At 48.6% G+C, this 16,006-nt stretch carries 16 protein-coding genes; 15 read left to right on the forward strand and 1 reads right to left on the reverse strand.

Going from position 1 to position 16,006, the window contains the following annotated elements; all coding sequences use genetic code 11:
- Nucleotides 1-196: 196 nt before the first annotated feature.
- The 15 genes from rny (at nt 197) to MUG84_RS02935 (ending at nt 15,288) form a co-directional block, all read left to right on the forward strand.
- Complete coding sequence (rny, locus tag MUG84_RS02865) at nt 197-1,741, forward strand: ribonuclease Y (RefSeq protein WP_244719484.1); 1,545 nt, start codon at nt 197-199, stop codon at nt 1,739-1,741.
- A 65-nt stretch (nt 1,742-1,806) separates the two neighbouring features.
- On the forward strand, nt 1,807-2,601 hold the full coding sequence (locus MUG84_RS02870; RefSeq protein WP_244720907.1) for a TIGR00282 family metallophosphoesterase: 795 nt from the start codon (nt 1,807-1,809) through the stop codon (nt 2,599-2,601).
- Between the two features lie 156 nt (nt 2,602-2,757).
- A complete protein-coding gene (locus MUG84_RS02875; protein WP_006286829.1) occupies nt 2,758-3,018 on the forward strand; it encodes a stage V sporulation protein S in 261 nt (86 codons plus the stop codon).
- Nucleotides 3,019-3,196: 178 nt separating this feature from the next.
- Nucleotides 3,197-4,195, forward strand: coding sequence for a dipeptidase (locus MUG84_RS02880; protein WP_244719487.1), 999 nt, complete (start codon nt 3,197-3,199; stop codon nt 4,193-4,195).
- 232 nt (nt 4,196-4,427) lie between these two features.
- Nucleotides 4,428-6,182 (forward strand): 2-oxoacid:acceptor oxidoreductase subunit alpha, encoded by a 1,755-nt coding sequence (locus tag MUG84_RS02885; protein ID WP_244719490.1) that lies wholly within the window; start codon nt 4,428-4,430, stop codon nt 6,180-6,182.
- Between the two features lie 2 nt (nt 6,183-6,184).
- On the forward strand, nt 6,185-7,051 hold the full coding sequence (locus MUG84_RS02890) for a 2-oxoacid:ferredoxin oxidoreductase subunit beta (protein ID WP_244719492.1): 867 nt from the start codon (nt 6,185-6,187) through the stop codon (nt 7,049-7,051).
- Between the two features lie 110 nt (nt 7,052-7,161).
- Nucleotides 7,162-7,734, forward strand: a complete 573-nt coding sequence (pduL, locus tag MUG84_RS02895) for a phosphate propanoyltransferase (RefSeq protein WP_244719495.1) — start codon at nt 7,162-7,164, stop codon at nt 7,732-7,734.
- A gap of 218 nt (nt 7,735-7,952) precedes the next feature.
- Nucleotides 7,953-9,515, forward strand: coding sequence for a tRNA (N6-isopentenyl adenosine(37)-C2)-methylthiotransferase MiaB (gene miaB, locus MUG84_RS02900; protein WP_244719498.1), 1,563 nt, complete (start codon nt 7,953-7,955; stop codon nt 9,513-9,515).
- A gap of 31 nt (nt 9,516-9,546) precedes the next feature.
- Nucleotides 9,547-9,993 carry a YlbF/YmcA family competence regulator gene (locus MUG84_RS02905; RefSeq protein WP_244719501.1) on the forward strand — a complete coding sequence of 149 codons (447 nt, stop codon included), beginning with the start codon at nt 9,547-9,549 and terminating at the stop codon, nt 9,991-9,993.
- A gap of 160 nt (nt 9,994-10,153) precedes the next feature.
- Nucleotides 10,154-10,627, forward strand: a complete 474-nt coding sequence (locus MUG84_RS02910; RefSeq protein WP_244719504.1) for a GNAT family N-acetyltransferase — start codon at nt 10,154-10,156, stop codon at nt 10,625-10,627.
- 39 nt (nt 10,628-10,666) lie between these two features.
- Complete coding sequence (locus tag MUG84_RS02915) at nt 10,667-11,068, forward strand: PaaI family thioesterase (protein WP_244719507.1); 402 nt, start codon at nt 10,667-10,669, stop codon at nt 11,066-11,068.
- 201 nt (nt 11,069-11,269) lie between these two features.
- Entirely contained in the window at nt 11,270-12,064 is a 795-nt protein-coding gene (locus MUG84_RS02920; RefSeq protein WP_244719509.1) for an NUDIX hydrolase, read from the forward strand.
- Between the two features lie 53 nt (nt 12,065-12,117).
- Entirely contained in the window at nt 12,118-13,569 is a 1,452-nt protein-coding gene (locus MUG84_RS02925; protein WP_244719512.1) for a nicotinate phosphoribosyltransferase, read from the forward strand.
- 92 nt (nt 13,570-13,661) lie between these two features.
- Complete coding sequence (locus MUG84_RS02930; RefSeq protein WP_244720912.1) at nt 13,662-14,657, forward strand: acrylyl-CoA reductase family protein; 996 nt, start codon at nt 13,662-13,664, stop codon at nt 14,655-14,657.
- A gap of 115 nt (nt 14,658-14,772) precedes the next feature.
- Nucleotides 14,773-15,288: a hypothetical protein gene (locus MUG84_RS02935; RefSeq protein ID WP_244719515.1), complete on the forward strand. Its 516-nt coding sequence runs from the start codon at nt 14,773-14,775 to the stop codon at nt 15,286-15,288.
- Between the two features lie 50 nt (nt 15,289-15,338).
- Here MUG84_RS02935 and MUG84_RS02940 read toward each other — a convergent pair whose 3' ends face one another.
- A complete protein-coding gene (locus tag MUG84_RS02940; protein ID WP_244719519.1) occupies nt 15,339-15,854 on the reverse strand; it encodes a MogA/MoaB family molybdenum cofactor biosynthesis protein in 516 nt (171 codons plus the stop codon).
- Nucleotides 15,855-16,006: the final 152 nt, after the last annotated feature.

A 16,006-nucleotide genomic window follows, 5' to 3' on the forward strand; every position in this document is an offset into this window, starting at 1 on the left:
AAAAGCCCTTTTTCCTTCCAAAAAAGGCTCGTTTCTGTAAGATTCAGAAGCGCCAATTCATATGGATAATGCCCGTATTTCACGGGAGATAAGAATCGTTGACTTACGATTTGTGTATGATGATGAACGTGTTGATTGAACGACTGTACAAAAATCCCAAGGAATACCTTGGAGGAACCAACGAGGGGGTGAAACTATGATACCTTTATGGCTATCGATCATTCTCGTTGTTGCCGGATTGTTCTTGGGGTTCGTGATTGGATATTTTATTCGCAAATCTCTTGCAGAAGCTAAAATTTCTAGTGCTGAAGAAGCTGCATTGAACATTGTTGAAAATGCGAAGAAAGAAGCTGAAGCACTGAAAAAAGAAACGGTATTGGAAGCCAAGGATGAAGTCCACAAAATCCGTACCGAAGCTGAAAAAGACACTCGTGAGCGTCGGAATGAAATTCAACGGCAGGAAAGACGATTGTTGCAGAAAGAAGAGTCGCTGGATAAAAAGATTGAATCGCTGGAACGTAAAGAAGAACAAGTGGCTAACAAAGAGAAGCGTATTGAAGAGACGCAACAGCAGATTGATCTGATTTATAAAAGCCAGGTCACTGAATTGGAACGCATTTCCAATCTGACGATGGAGGATGCAAGAAGCATCATTTTGAGCAATGTGGAACAGGAAGTACGGCATGAAACCGCTCAAATGATCAAGGACATTGAGCAGCAGGCCAAGGAAGAGGCAGATAAGAAGGCACGCGAAATCGTAACACTTGCCATTCAGCGCTGCGCTGCCGACCATGTGGCTGAGACTACGGTATCTGTAGTGACATTGCCGAACGAGGAAATGAAAGGACGGATTATCGGTCGTGAAGGCCGTAATATCCGTGCACTGGAAACCCTTACTGGTATTGATCTCATTATTGATGATACGCCTGAAGCTGTTATTCTGTCAGGATTTGATCCGATCCGCCGCGAAATCGCCCGTACCGCTTTGGAGAAGCTGGTATCTGATGGCCGAATTCATCCGGCCCGGATCGAGGAAATGGTGGAAAAATCACGCAAAGAGGTCGACGAACGCATTCGAGAATACGGCGAACAGGCGACCTTCGAGGTGGGAGTTCACGGACTGCATCCGGATCTTATCAAGATCCTGGGCCGTCTGAAATTCCGTACCAGCTATGGTCAAAATGTGCTGAAACACTCCATGGAGGTTGCTTATCTCACAGGCCTGATGGCTGGAGAGCTTGGAGAGGACATCGTTCTCGCCAAACGTGCTGGTTTGTTGCATGACATCGGTAAAGCGCTGGATCATGAAGTGGAAGGATCACACGTTGAAATTGGCGTGGAACTGGCGAAGAAATACAAGGAACATCCGGTGGTTATCAACAGTATCGCATCCCACCATGGCGATGTAGAGGCAACTTCAGTTATCGCTATGCTGGTTGGCGCGGCGGATGCACTTTCCGCAGCAAGACCAGGAGCACGTCGTGAAACGCTCGAAACGTATATCAAACGTCTAGAAAAGCTGGAGGAGATCTCCGAATCCTTCGAAGGTGTCGAAAAATCGTTCGCGATTCAAGCCGGACGCGAGGTTCGCGTCATGGTGCAGCCTGAGAAGATTGACGATGCGGAAGCTTTCCGTCTGGCAAGGGATATCACGAAAACGATCGAAAATGAACTGGATTATCCGGGGCATATTAAAGTTACCGTTATTCGGGAAACCCGAGCGGTTGAATACGCTAAATAATAGTTTGAAAAGTGGCCGCGCAAGGGGCCACTTTTCATATTTTTCCGTACAAGGAGGGGAACGTTATTAACGTTTTATTTATTGGAGACATCGTGGGAAGTGTAGGCAGAAAAGCGTTAAAGGATACGCTGCCTTCCCTGAAATCAAAGTATAACCCGCATATTATTATTGTGAACGGGGAGAATGCCGCATCTGGCAGAGGCATCACCGAATCGATCGCCAAAGAATTTTTTGAGTGGGGTGTTCATGGCATTACGATGGGCAACCATACGTGGGATAACAAAGAAATTTTCGATTTTATCGATGATGAGCCGCGCATGATCCGTCCTGCCAACTTTCCTCCGGGCACGCCTGGACTTGGGCACACGATTATCAAAGCAAACGGCAAAGAGCTCGCGATCGTCAATCTGCAGGGCCGAACATTTCTGCCCCCTATTGACTGTCCTTTCCGCAAAAGCGATGAAATTATCGACCAGCTGCGCAAGAAGCATAAGCATATCCTGGTTGACTTTCACGCGGAAGCTACGTCCGAGAAGATCGCCATGGGCTGGCACCTGGATGGACGTGCATCGATCGTTGTAGGTACGCATACTCATGTGCAGAGCAATGACGATACGATTCTGCCCGGCGGAACGGCCTATCTGACGGATGCAGGTATGGTAGGGCCCAAAGAAGGGATTCTGGGTATGGAACGTGAAGCGGTGCTTCGTAAGTTCAAGACCCAGCTGCCGGTCCGGTTTCAGGTGGATAAAGGGAAGTGGCAATTTCACGGCCTGTTTGTACAGCTGGATGATGCCACAGGCATGGCGAAGAAGATGGAGAAAATCCGCTTGCTTGAAGACGACTGGATTATGGACTAAGTATCTTTTCGTATAGGGAATGAGCAATGGAAGCCTAAGACTATTGATGTATTTTTATAGGCAAAATTGACAAAAAGAAGGAATTATTTTGCCATTCACGAATAACATCTAGTATGTGGAAGCTAACCATCATCATTCCCACGGGAGGTACTTACCATGGAAGTATTAAAAGTTTCAGCAAAGTCCAATCCAAATTCTGTTGCCGGTGCTCTAGCTGGCGTGCTTCGTGAACGTGGTGCTGCTGAACTGCAGGCGATCGGAGCGGGTGCACTTAATCAAGCCATTAAAGCAGTTGCCATTGCCCGGGGATTTGTCGCACCAAGTGGAGTTGATCTGATCTGTATTCCAGCTTTTACGGATATTGTAATTGATGGGGAAGACCGGACTGCAATCAAGTTGATCGTGGAACCTAGATGAGTTGATGGATGTTCAATGTTGTTGAAACCTGTTTATTGATATAAGCTGAATAAAGCCGGCGATATTGAGGGAGCTGTTTTCCTCGGGCTTGCATTCAGTTTATATGGGATAGACAGGTTTTTTGCATCTAAGGGGTGTCATGGCCCGTTTATAATATACCAGATGGGAGAAATGAAACATGAGAATTCCCGTTATTGATTTTCACTGCGATGTACTGAGTAAGATGAGGGAGAACGTGGGTATATCCTTTCTTGACGATCCTAAACTTGATGTCACCTATGACCGCATGCGGCAGGGAGAAGTTCAGCTGCAGTGTTTTGCTATATATTTGTCCGAACGGTGGGGAATCCCGCGTTATGAATATATTTTGGATCAGATTGATGCGTTCAAGTCCAGAGTCATGACAACCGCTGAGGGGATGCGCTGGCTGCGGTGGAAAGAGGATGCTGCAGAGCTGGAACAGGCGATCCAGGGATCAGTTCAGGCCTTGAAAAGCGCCCGCCAGCTTCCTTGGGGACTTCTCTCGGTCGAAGGGGCAGACGGATTTGAGGGCAGTTTGTTTTATGTAAAGATGTGTTATGAGCTTGGTGTCCGCTTCCTGGGCATTACCTGGAATTACGCGAACTGGGCGGCAGATGGTGTGTTGGAGAAGCGGAATGGAGGATTTACCGAAAAAGGGAGAAAGCTTATTCAGCTGAGTAATGAGATCGGTCTGCTGCTCGATGTGTCGCATTTGTCTCAGGCCGGATTTTGGGAACTGACAGAACGAACGGTGAGACCGTTTATCGCCTCTCATTCCAATGCCAAATCCATCTGCCCGCATCCTCGGAATCTGACCGACGAGCAAATCCGGGCGATCATTGCCATGGACGGACGTATTGGAATGACCTTTGTTCCGTGGTTTGTACGGGAAGGCGGAGAAGGGCCGGTTCGTCCAGAGGAGCTGCTACCTCATATCGAACACTTCTGCACGCTGGGTGGGGAGAACAACCTGATGATCGGATCGGATTTTGACGGAATCGACTCATGGATTCAAGGCCTGGAGCATCCGGGAAGGTATCCTGAGTTCGCCGAGCTGCTGTGCAAGCATTATTCGGAGGAACTGGTACGGAAGTGGTTTTCAGGCAATGCGTTGTCCTATCTGAACAGCCATCTGCCTGAAAAAGGGGCTTGCTAGCAGCAAGTAGATAGTCCTCTGCTTGGTATTCCATAAAAAATGTCACACAAAAAAACCTTGCTATTTGTCCCTGTTGCTCATAAACTTTTACATAATTATTAAGACTCGTCATGGTAAGCCTGAACTAGGTGTAATGGGCACGCCGTGACGAGCCGTTTTATTGCAAAATAGTGCCATGGTGAATGGGGAATTTGGCGCTAGCACTATGAGCGGGAAAGAAGGAGTGGGCTTTTTGATCAGTCAATTGTCATGGAAAATAGGTGGACAGCAAGGGGAAGGCGTAGAGAGCACGGACCGGATTTTTTCGACGGCTCTGAACCGACTTGGCTATTATCTGTACGGTTACCGGCATTTTTCGTCACGAATTAAAGGTGGACACACCAATAATAAAATTCGCATTAGTACGCAGCCGATTCGCGCCATTGCGGATGATTTGGATATTCTGGTTGCATTCGACCAGGAAAGCATTGATTTGAACGCACATGAGCTGCGTCCGGGAGGCGTCGTGATTGCGGATGCCAAGTTCGTGCCAACGCTGCCTGAGGGGGCTGACGCCCGTTTGTTTCCTGTGCCGATCACGGCCATTGCAGAGGAACTAGGCACATCCTTGATGAAAAACATGGTTGCTTCCGGTGCGTCGTGGGCGCTCCTGGGCTTACCTATGGATGTTTTCAATAAAGCGGTTCAAGAAGAGTTCGGGCGTAAGGGTGCAGCTGTCGTTGAAAAGAATATCGAAGCGGTGAAGCGCGGAGCTGATTATGTGCTGGAACTGGCGGGAGGTCCGCTTGAGGACTTCAGACTTGAGCCGGCAGACGGCAAGCAGAAGCTGTTTATGATCGGCAATGATGCCATCGGGCTTGGGGCACTGGCAGCAGGCTGCCGGATCATGAGTGCTTATCCGATTACGCCGGCTTCGGAAATTATGGAATATCTCATTAAGAAGCTGCCGAAGTTTGGCGGTACCGTCGTGCAGACTGAAGATGAAATTGCGGCCATCACAATGGCTATTGGCTCGAGCTATGCCGGAGTTCGCTCTATGACGGCCTCAGCAGGCCCTGGATTGTCGCTCATGATGGAAGCCATAGGTTTATCGGGGATGACTGAAACACCGGTGGTTATCGTCGATACACAGCGCGGTGGACCAAGTACGGGGCTGCCAACCAAGCAGGAGCAAAGTGACATCAATGCGCTGATTCACGGGACGCATGGGGAGATTCCTAAAGTCGTGCTGGCGCCAAGCTCTATTGAGGAATGCTTTTACGATATGATCGAAGCATTTAATCTGGCGGACAAGTACCAGCTGCCTGTTATTGTGGTGACGGATCTTCAGCTGTCTCTTGGCAAGCAGTCCTGTGAGCTGCTGGATTATGGAAAGGTCAACATTAACCGCGGCAAGCTGGTACAGGAGGCACCGGAACTGGAAGCCGGCGGATTGTTCAAGCGTTATGAACTGACAGAAGACGGCGTATCACCAAGAGTGCTGCCTGGCCAAAAGCATGGTATCCACCACGTTACAGGAGTGGAGCATGATGAAAGCGGCCGCCCGTCAGAAAGCGCTGTTAACCGGAAGCAGATGATGGATAAGCGTCTTGGTAAAATGGAGCGGATTACGGTAGAAAACCCGATCCATACGGATGCACCTTATGAAAATCCTGATCTGCTGATCATCGGTATGGGGTCAACCGGGGGAACTATCCAGCAGGCAAGAGAAATCCTTGGAAATGAAGGAATCACTACGAATCAGATGATGATCAGACTGCTGCATCCATTCCCGGCAGAAGCCGTGAAGCCATATGTGGAGCAGGCGAAGCAGGTGATCGTCCTTGAACATAATGCTACAGGCCAGCTGGCTGATCTGATCAAGCTTCATGTCGGAAGCAGGGAGAAAATCACAAGCGTGCTGAAATACGATGGGAACCCATTCCTGCCATCCATTGTGGCTGAAGAATGCAGAAAAGCCTGTCAGGCAAGTAAGGAGCTGGTATAGTCATGGCTACATTCAAAGAGTTTCGCAATAACGTCAAACCCAACTGGTGTCCGGGCTGTGGAGACTTTTCCATTCAAGCGGCCATTCAGCGGGCAGCCGCGAATTCCGGTCTGGAGCCGGAACAACTCGCCGTCATATCTGGGATCGGCTGCTCTGGACGGATTTCTGGATATATTCATGCTTACGGATTCCACGGAATTCACGGCCGTTCACTTCCCATCGCGCAGGGGGTAAAGCTGGCCAACCGGGATCTTACGGTCATTGCTACCGGTGGTGATGGGGATGGCTTCGCCATCGGGATGGGTCATACGATCCATGCCATCCGCCGCAACGTTAACATCACATATATCGTCATGGATAACCAAATTTACGGGCTTACGAAAGGCCAAACTTCGCCGCGCAGTGCAGAAGGGTTCGTGACCAAAAGCACGCCGCAAGGCTCTGTCGAGACTACACTCTCACCGCTGGAGCTTGCCTTGTCGGCAGGCGCAACCTTTGTGGCGCAGTCCTTCTCAAGTGATATCAAGCAGCTGACGGCGCTGGTAGAGGAAGCGATCAAACATGAAGGTTTTTCCTTCATCAACGTGTTTAGTCCTTGCGTAACATTCAATAAGATCAATACGTACGAGTGGTTCAAAGACAATATCGTTCCACTGGATTCGATTCCGGATTATGATCCGTCCAATCGGATTGCGGCCATGACAACACTGATGGAGACAAATGGAATGGTGACCGGACTGATCTATCAGGACAAAAACAAGAAGAGCTATGAGAACCTCGTTCCCGGTTTCCGCGAGGAGCCGCTTGTTCAGCAGGAGCCACTCCTGTCGCGCGAACAATTTGACAATCTTGTAGCGGAATTCAAATAAAAAACGGAAAAGGTGCCCGCATTTGCGGTTGCGCCTTTTTATTTTTGGGTAAAAGGATGTATAATGAGTTGGCGTACAGATCATAGAGAAAAAAATAAGGAGTGATCCACGTGAGTAAAACTGTACCTGTAGGAGTATCCGCAAGACATATTCATCTAACGCAAGAACATATTGAGGCTTTGTTTGGAGAAGGCTATCAATTGACTGAGTTTAAACCTCTGTCCCAGCCGGGCCAGTTTGCCGCCAACGAGACGGTAGCTGTCATTGGTCCGAAGGGTCAATTCGATAAGGTGAGAATTCTGGGTCCTGCGCGCAAAGCGAGCCAAGTGGAAATTTCCCGTACCGATTCCTTTTCGATCGGCGTGAAAGCACCGGTTCGTGAATCCGGTAAAATTGAGGGAACCCCAGGAGTCAAAGTAAAGGGTCCGAAGGGCGAAATTGAATTGGAGCAGGGCGTTATCGTTGCTGCACGCCATATTCATTTTCATACCTCCGATGCTCAAAAATGGGGAGTTGCTGATCAACAAATGCTGAAAGTGCGTGTTGGGGGCGAACGCGGCGTCGTATTCGAAAATGTCATCGCACGCGTGTCGGATTCCTTTGCACTGGACATGCATATCGATACCGATGAAGGAAATGCTGCCGGAGTCAAAACCGGTGACATGGCTGAAATCATCGACTAGTATGCTTTTTTGTGGCAAAGTAAAGAAGGATGGAGAAGGCTTAGATGGCCTTTTCCATCCTTCTTTACTTTATTTAGAATTTATAATTTTCGGGGTCCCCACTTTGTGGGGTTATTTTGAGATATAGATAACCCTGAAAGTTCATGTTATAATTTATTGTAATGCCTTTTTAGGCATGATGTGCTGTCCCCAAGGGAATTGAAGGAGTGATCAACAGCATGACCAAGGAAACAAAGGATTACTCCAAATATTTTGATTTTTCCGACGCTAAGGTCCTGTCCGAGGATGAACACGGCAAGACCGTTCGAATCAAAGGCCGGGAAATTCATATTATTTCGGAGCCTAACCATAGACAAAGCAAGAAGCGCCGCCGGGAAGACGTGGAGGTGCTGTATGATACCGCGATACCGGCAGAGCTTCGGGAGATTGGAAAAGGAAAGCATTATATCGTATATACCTTCGGATGCCAGATGAACGAGCATGATTCGGAAACGATTAAGGGCATGCTGGAGGAAATGGGTTACACGTCAACGGAAGACCGGAAGGAAGCGGACATTATTCTGCTGAACACCTGCGCGATCCGTGAGAACGCTGAGGACAAGGTGTTTGGCGAGCTCGGCCATCTATCCCACTTGAAGAAGGAAAAGCCCGGTATGCTGCTAGGTGTGTGCGGCTGTATGTCCCAGGAAGAAAACGTGGTTAGCCGCATCATGCAAAAGCATGGCTTCGTGGATCTGATCTTCGGCACCCACAACGTGCACAGACTTCCGCATCTGATCAAGGAAGCTTTGTTCAGTAAGGAAATGGTGGTAGAGGTGTGGTCCAAAGAGGGCGACATCATCGAGAATCTGCCGAAGAAGCGGGAAGGACTGCGCGCCTGGGTGAACATCATGTATGGCTGCGACAAGTTCTGCACCTATTGCATCGTTCCCATGACCCGCGGTAAAGAACGGAGCCGACGTCCGGAGGACGTGATTGCTGAAGTGCGTGAGCTGGCCCGCCAGGGCTTTAAGGAAGTGACACTGCTCGGGCAGAACGTCAATGCTTACGGCAAGGATTTTACAGACATCACATACAGCTTTGGCGATTTGATGGATGATATCCGGAAAATTGATATTCCTCGCATCCGCTTTACAACGTCCCATCCGCGGGATTTCGATGACCGGTTGGTCGAAGTTCTTGGCAAAGGCGGCAATCTGGTGGAACATATCCATCTGCCGGTTCAGTCAGGAAGCAGCGAAGTTCTTAAAATCATGGGACGGAAGTACACAAGAGAAGTTTACTTGGAGCTTGTCGGTAAAATTAAAGCCGCAGTTCCCGGTGCCGTTTTGACTACAGATATTATCGTCGGCTTCCCGGGTGAGACGGAAGAGCAATTCGAAGAAACGCTGTCGCTGGTTCATGAGGTTGGCTTCGATTCCGCGTACACCTTTATTTATTCGCCGCGTGAAGGCACACCTGCAGCAAGCATGGAAGACAATGTGCCGATGGAGGTCAAAAAAGAGCGCCTGCAGCGTTTGAACCGCGCCATCGAGGTGCACAGCCGCAAGAGCCACGAGAACCTCTGTGGAGAGATTGTCGAAGTACTGATCGAGGGTGAGAGCAAGAATAACGCCTCCGTACTGGCAGGACGTACCCGTACCAATAAGCTGGTCCATTTTGAAGGCGATAAAGAGCTGATTGGCAGCTTCGTCCATGTCAAAATTACGGATGCGATGACCTGGTATATCAAGGGCGAGATCGTAACCGAAACTAATGCAGCTTCAGCAATAACCATGTAGAATCAATTAATCGGAATAGGGGTAATGTAAGATGATAGAAAAAGGCCACCTTAACAGTTTGGGCATGATGTCTTACGATACGAAAGATTTGATTATCCGCGATGATATTATGGCAAAGGCCAAGGAATTGGCAGAGCTGATCTCTAGCAGCGAAGAGGTTCAGCAGTATCAAAAGGCGGAAGAAAAAATCCGCAACCATGAGCATGTGCAAAGCCTGATTACTACGCTGAAGAAACGCCAAAAAGAAATTGTAGCCTTTGAATCCTTCCAAAATCCGCAAATGGTCGCGAAAATTGAGAAGGAAATGGAATCGCTCCAGGATGAAATAGATGCTATTCCGCTCGTGGTTGAATTCCAGCAGAGCCAAAGCGATATCAATTATCTTCTGCAGCTGGTCATGTCGGTTATTCGTGATACCGTATCCGAGAAGATCGATGTGGAAGCGGGAACGGACGCCCCACCTTCAAACTGTGGTTAAGATCTAAAGAATTAAGGCTGTGGATCATGTATCCGCGCCTTTTTTTGATCTATTAGAATTTATAATTTCCGGGGGTCCCCGCAAAGTACCTGAATCAGCTTTGAAGCAAAGTCCCCACTTTGTGGGGTTATTTTGTGGAGACTTCAAAGGAGGCTTGCTTGTGAGCGCCCAAGTGTTAATGAGAAGAAGGAAGCCGGAAGAATTCCTTCCGAAAGAATTGCTGATGCTGGCAGACCCGGAATGGTCGCAAGTAGAGAAATATCTGGATCAATCGAGCTGGATGGTTGCTGAATGCGAAGGCCGGATTATCGGTGTCTGCGGGTTCATGGCTGTGGATTCCTCCGCAGGGGAGATCATGAACGCAGCGGTTGATCCGGCTTATCAGGGGAAAGGCTTTGGTAAAAAATTAATACTGCTTACGCTGGAGCAAGCCCAAAATGACGGTTATAAGAAGGTAATCGTCCGAACGGGTAATTCGAGTCTGGATCAGCTGGCTCTGTATCAAAAATGCGGATTCCGGATGGTCCGGATAGAGCAGGACTATTTTGTGAACAACTATCCTGAACCAATTTATGAAAATGGCATTCAGTGCCGGGATCAGGTCATCTTGGAAATGTACACTCGAGAGAGATAATCAACACTATATTCAAAAGACAGCATTGGGGGAAGCAGAATGAATGCATTGGAAGAAATGATATCACGCGGCGAGAATACGTTTTGGTCTTATTTGGGCTGTGAATTTGTATCGGCGGATGAAGAGAAGATCATTATTGCCCTAGATGCTAAGGAGCACCATACTAATTCCTTGGGAATCATCCACGGCGGTGTGCTGACCTCGCTTATGGACCAGGCTATGGGGATGGCGGCAACGGCTGCCAAGAATTCGGACAACTGCGTAACGACCAATATCAACGTTCATTTCATGTCCGCCATGACTACCGGAAGATTGATCGTAACAGCCCGCGTGATTCATATGGCAGGACGTTCCATGACGACGGAAGCGCGCATCCATAACAGTGAAGGAACGCTTGGATGCTTGGCTACCGCTACATTCCGTGTTGTACATCGCAAATAGCGAAGATACCTGCCTGATTTTATAGGAAAAACGTCTATCGACGTTCTTTCACAGAAGACAGACCGCTTTTAGCAGAAGTTTTTCTTGCGATATCAGGATACTTTTCCTGAAGTTTATACTTTCTGATATCTTAAAAATACTTGACTTTTTTTGTTAATAATTCATAATGAAAGTATCAAAAAGAAGTTATGTGGTGATGAGATGAACGAACATGGTAAACAAGGTGATTCCTCACCTGAAGCACAAGCTTATTCGGCTAAAAAATACCGAACGCCGGACGGTGTGCCGGCGGATATCGTCATGTTTACGCTGACCAAAAGAGAAAGAAAGACCGTGACCAAAACGTTACCGATCCGCGAGCTTAAGGTCATGCTCATTCGGCGCAAATCCTGGCCATGTGCTGGCATGTGGGCGCTGCCTGGGGGCTTTTGTCAGGAAAGCGAATCAATATATGATGCCGCGACCCGTGAGCTTAAAGAAGAAACGGGAGTCGATGGTGGACATTTGGAATATTTGGGTGTGTACAGCACACCTGGAAGAGATCCGCGCGGCTGGATTATCAGCCATGCTTTTTTTGCCCTGGTAGAGGAATGGATGCTGGAAAGCAGACAGGCGGCGGATGATGCCGGCGAGGTCGGATTGTTTGGCATCGAAGAGGTCTTGAACGGACTGGAGCTGGCGTTTGACCACCGTGAGATCATACAGGATGCCTATCTCCGGATTCAGCAGCAGATGCTGCATTCCACGATCGCACGCCAGTTTTTGCCGGAGCAGTTTACGCTCAGCGAGCTGTACCAGGTCATTCAAACCGTTGTTCCGGAATTCAGCGAGCCCAATTTTATTCGTAAAATCACATCCACTCGCAGCAGACAGGGGATTTTGGAAGAAGTCAGAGACGAGACAGGCAAACCGCTCAGCTCCAACCAGTACTCCCAGCGCCCGGCTCAATTGTATAAGTTCACGGACTATGTGCCGCTGTTTTCCATCTACACTTAGAGTTGGAGGAAAGAAACGGCCCAAGGCTTAAGGTACAAAGGAGGAAGCCCGCCATGCAGACAGCAGGACTGGCATTACATACCGATAAATATCAAATTAACATGATGTATGCGCATTGGGTTAACCGTTCGCATCAGCAGAAGGCCGTATTTGAAGCGTATTTCCGCAAGCTTCCATTCGGGAACGGTTTTGCTGTATTTGCAGGTCTTGAACGGATTGTTCATTATATCGCCAACCTGCGATTTACGGATGAAGACATCCGGTATCTATCTGCTCAAGAAGAGAATTATGATTCCGCATTTCTGGAGGAACTGAAGCAGTTCCGCTTCTGCGGAAACCTCTACTCCATGAAGGAAGGGGCGCTTGTGTTCCCTAACGAGCCTCTTATCCGTGTGGAGGGAACCATCATGGAAACGCAGCTGGTGGAGACGGCGATGCTTAACTTCATGAACTTCCAGACCTTGATTGCCACCAAAGCATCGCGTGTGAAACAGGTAGCCACAGGCGATATCCTGCTGGAATTCGGAACCCGGCGCGCTCAGGAAGAGGATGCTGCCGTTTGGGGCGCACGCGCTGCTTATGTTGCGGGCTTTGACGCCACTTCCAACATGCTGGCGGGTCAGAAGTTCGGAATCCCTACCAAAGGTACACATGCGCATTCTTGGGTTCAAAGCTTTCCTTCGGAACAAGAAGCATTTGATACCTATGCCAGAGTCATGCCTGATGACGTGACGCTGCTGGTGGATACATTCGATACGCTGAAAAGCGGGGTGCCTCATGCGATCGAGACCGCGAAGAAGCTCGAGGCAGCAGGCAAGAAAATGTCTGCGATCCGCCTCGACAGCGGCGACTTGGCTTACTTGTCCATAAAGGCCAGGGAAATGCTTGATAATGCAGGCTTTTCCTATGTTAAAATCGTTGCCTCGAATGATTTGGATGAGAACACGATTTTCAACTTGAAGGCTCAGGGGGCACGTATAGACACGTGGGGTGTAGGTACGCAATTAATCACGGCTGCGGATCAGCCGGCTCTTGGAGGCGTATATAAGCTCGTCGAGCGTGAAGTCAACGGCGAAATGATTCCGACGATCAAGATTTCAGGCAATCCGGAAAAGGTATCCACACCTGGTAAAAAAGATGTATTTCGCATTGTGGACCGCGTCAGCGGCAAAGCGATTGCAGATTACATTATGTTTCCGGATGAAGAGAAGCCGCATGACGGCATGCGCCTAAAGCTGTTTAACCCACAGCATCCTTATCTGCAGAAATTTGTGAAGAATTATGATGCCATACCGATGCTGGAACAGATATTCAAAAATGGGCTGCAGGTATATACTCTGCCATCGCTGGATGAAATCCGGCAGTATCATCGTGAGCAGATGGATCTCTTCTGGCCCGAGTATCTGCGCAAGATGAACCCAGAAATCTACCGCATCAATATTAGCGAAAAAGTCTGGAACCTGAAGCAGAAACTGATGGCGGAATACATGCAGGTCGAAGAATAAACAGTCAAGAGATTCAGTATGAATAGCTGGATCTCTTTTTTATATAACCGTATAATGAACATGAATTCATACCAAGGGAGGGGAACCTCATGATGGACCCGTTTCAAGCGTTTATGATTCGTCAAGAAGGGGAAGAACTCAAGAGTCAGGTGGAGGAGTTGACGCTTGATCAGCTGCCTGAGGGTGATGTGCTGGTCAAAGTTCATTTTTCAGGAGTGAATTATAAGGATGGACTGGCGAGTACGCCTTATGGCAAAGTCGTACCGAAATATCCCATGATCCCCGGCATTGATCTCGCTGGAGAGGTAGTGCACTCAGAGCATCCTGACTTTCATGAAGGGGACCGCGTACTGTGTACCGGTTATGGTCTGGGTACATCACATTACGGAGGCTTCAGCCAATTTGCGCGACTTTCTGGTGAATGGCTTCTGCATCTTCCTGACGGGCTGACTCTACGGGAAGCAATGGGAATCGGAACAGCCGGATTTACCGCAGCGTTGTCTGTCGATCGATTGCTTCACTGCAATGTTACACCTGATATGGGACCTGTACTCGTAACGGGGGCTACTGGCGGGGTTGGCAGCTTTGCAGTTGATATTCTGGCTCGGGCAGGGTTTGATGTAACGGCAAGCACGGGGAAAATAAATGAGCAAAAAGAATGGTTGAAAGGCTTGGGCGCCGCCCATGTGATCGGAAGGGATGACATTGAAGCTGCCCCAGCAGGTCCGCTTTCCAAGCAGATCTGGGCAGGAGTTGTTGACCCGGTCGGAGGACCTCATCTCCAGAACATGTTAAAAAGCATCTGTTACGGCGGTGCTGTAGCGCTGTCGGGTCTAACGGGAGGAACTGCCTTTGAGAGTACCGTTCTTCCATTTATATTGAGGGGTGTTCAGCTGATCGGCATTGATTCGGTGTTCTGCCCCAAGGAATGGAGAACAGGCATTTGGAGCAAGCTGAGCCAGGATTGGAAGCCGGAGAGAGCACTGGGGCAAGGAATCAAAGAATGTTCGCTTCAGAAGCTGCCTGAGGTGCTTGAGGATATTTTACAAGGGAAAGCCGTCGGAAGAACGATTGTTCGTATGGAATAAAGAGTCAGAAGGCGGCTGTACTGCATAAAGCGTTTGAAATGTTGGCATTCTAACCCCATAACAGGCTGTCTTCCGCCTTGGCGGCAGCAGGGAAATCTGGAAGGGATGAGCCGACATGTACAAATCGTTAGCATTGCTGCTGGCCTGTGTGCTGCTAATCGCCGCGGTTGGCTGTAATAAGCATACCGTTATTAAGAAAGAAACCAAATTGTATAATTTCGATTCTTATTCTGAAGGTAATATCAGGGCACAATCACAGGGAAAAGGACTCAACGGCCAATTGCTGAATGAGCTTAAGCTGGCTTTTGAAGCCAAAAATATACCGCTCACTCATGAAACGTATGCCGAGGATGGACGGGGAAATATCAGCTACATGTTCCACATTAGGGGTAACCCGCAGCAGTACATCAATTTGCATGTGTTTACGGATGAACAGGAACGGATCAAACGGATTCATAACTGGTATGGAGACCAGCACCAAATCGATACGCAGAACATGCACACAGTAATATACAGTCATAACAGAGCCTCATTGATTTATACTTCATCCGGGAAAGACAAGGGTATCTATGACAAACAGGTTCATGAGATTTTTAATTCGCTGATAAGCCGTATGAATTTTCAACCATAGTATACCAAATGCCGGAGCAGCATTATAAGCTTCCCGGCATTTTTTTGTAACTATTCTTTTTTATATATCTCTCTCATCACATGTCCGAGCTCTGGGACGATGATCCGTTCCAACGCAAGCTTGACTGCTCCCTTGGAGCCCGGAATCGAAAAGACAGCAGTGCTGCCGGAAACACCCGCAATAGCCCTGCTCAGAATGGCTGCCGCTCCGATATCTTCGGTGAAGCTGAGATACCGGAAAATCTCTCCGAATCCGGGCAGCTGTTTATCAAGCAATGAAGAAACGGCCTCGTACGTTGTATCACGCGGTGAAATGCCCGTACCTCCGGTTAAGATGACAGCCTCCACCTCGGGATTGCTAGAAGCTTCGTGAATCAGCTCTCTTATGCCCTCGTAATCATCCTTAACAATCTCATACGCGACAATCCGGTAACCGGCCTTTTCCAAAAGGGATTTCATTAATTGGCCTCCGGTGTCGGTCTCCGGAGTACGTGTATCGGACACGGTCACGATCATGCAGGATACGGTATCCGGCGCCTCGTTGCGATGTTGGTCTACTGATCTCATCGTTCTAATCTCTCCTCCCTTTTAGAGTGTCTTTATAGGATAGTCCTTTGTGGGCCAACTTGCAAATCCTTGCTTAGTCTGGAATTATGGATCATCCAGCACAGTTGTGATACTGTTAGGGGTGTAGTACACTTTGCTAAAAACGGCTTGAA

The sequence above is a fragment of the Paenibacillus mangrovi genome (assembly GCF_022898935.1).
GTDB lineage: Bacteria > Bacillota > Bacilli > Paenibacillales > Paenibacillaceae > Paenibacillus_AQ > Paenibacillus_AQ mangrovi.

Coding starts and splice junctions, on each gene's coding strand:
- MUG84_RS02905 (WP_244719501.1), top strand. CDS start 9,547: ATGATAGAAAAAGGCCACCTTAACAGTTTGGGCATGATGTCTTACGAT.
- miaB (WP_244719498.1), top strand. CDS start 7,953: ATGACCAAGGAAACAAAGGATTACTCCAAATATTTTGATTTTTCCGAC.
- MUG84_RS02930 (WP_244720912.1), top strand. CDS start 13,662: ATGGACCCGTTTCAAGCGTTTATGATTCGTCAAGAAGGGGAAGAACTC.
- MUG84_RS02890 (WP_244719492.1), top strand. CDS start 6,185: ATGGCTACATTCAAAGAGTTTCGCAATAACGTCAAACCCAACTGGTGT.
- MUG84_RS02920 (WP_244719509.1), top strand. CDS start 11,270: ATGAACGAACATGGTAAACAAGGTGATTCCTCACCTGAAGCACAAGCT.
- MUG84_RS02915 (WP_244719507.1), top strand. CDS start 10,667: ATGAATGCATTGGAAGAAATGATATCACGCGGCGAGAATACGTTTTGG.
- MUG84_RS02935 (WP_244719515.1), top strand. CDS start 14,773: ATGTACAAATCGTTAGCATTGCTGCTGGCCTGTGTGCTGCTAATCGCC.
- MUG84_RS02880 (WP_244719487.1), top strand. CDS start 3,197: ATGAGAATTCCCGTTATTGATTTTCACTGCGATGTACTGAGTAAGATG.
- MUG84_RS02940 (WP_244719519.1), bottom strand. CDS start 15,854: ATGAGATCAGTAGACCAACATCGCAACGAGGCGCCGGATACCGTATCC.
- MUG84_RS02875 (WP_006286829.1), top strand. CDS start 2,758: ATGGAAGTATTAAAAGTTTCAGCAAAGTCCAATCCAAATTCTGTTGCC.
- MUG84_RS02925 (WP_244719512.1), top strand. CDS start 12,118: ATGCAGACAGCAGGACTGGCATTACATACCGATAAATATCAAATTAAC.
- rny (WP_244719484.1), top strand. CDS start 197: ATGATACCTTTATGGCTATCGATCATTCTCGTTGTTGCCGGATTGTTC.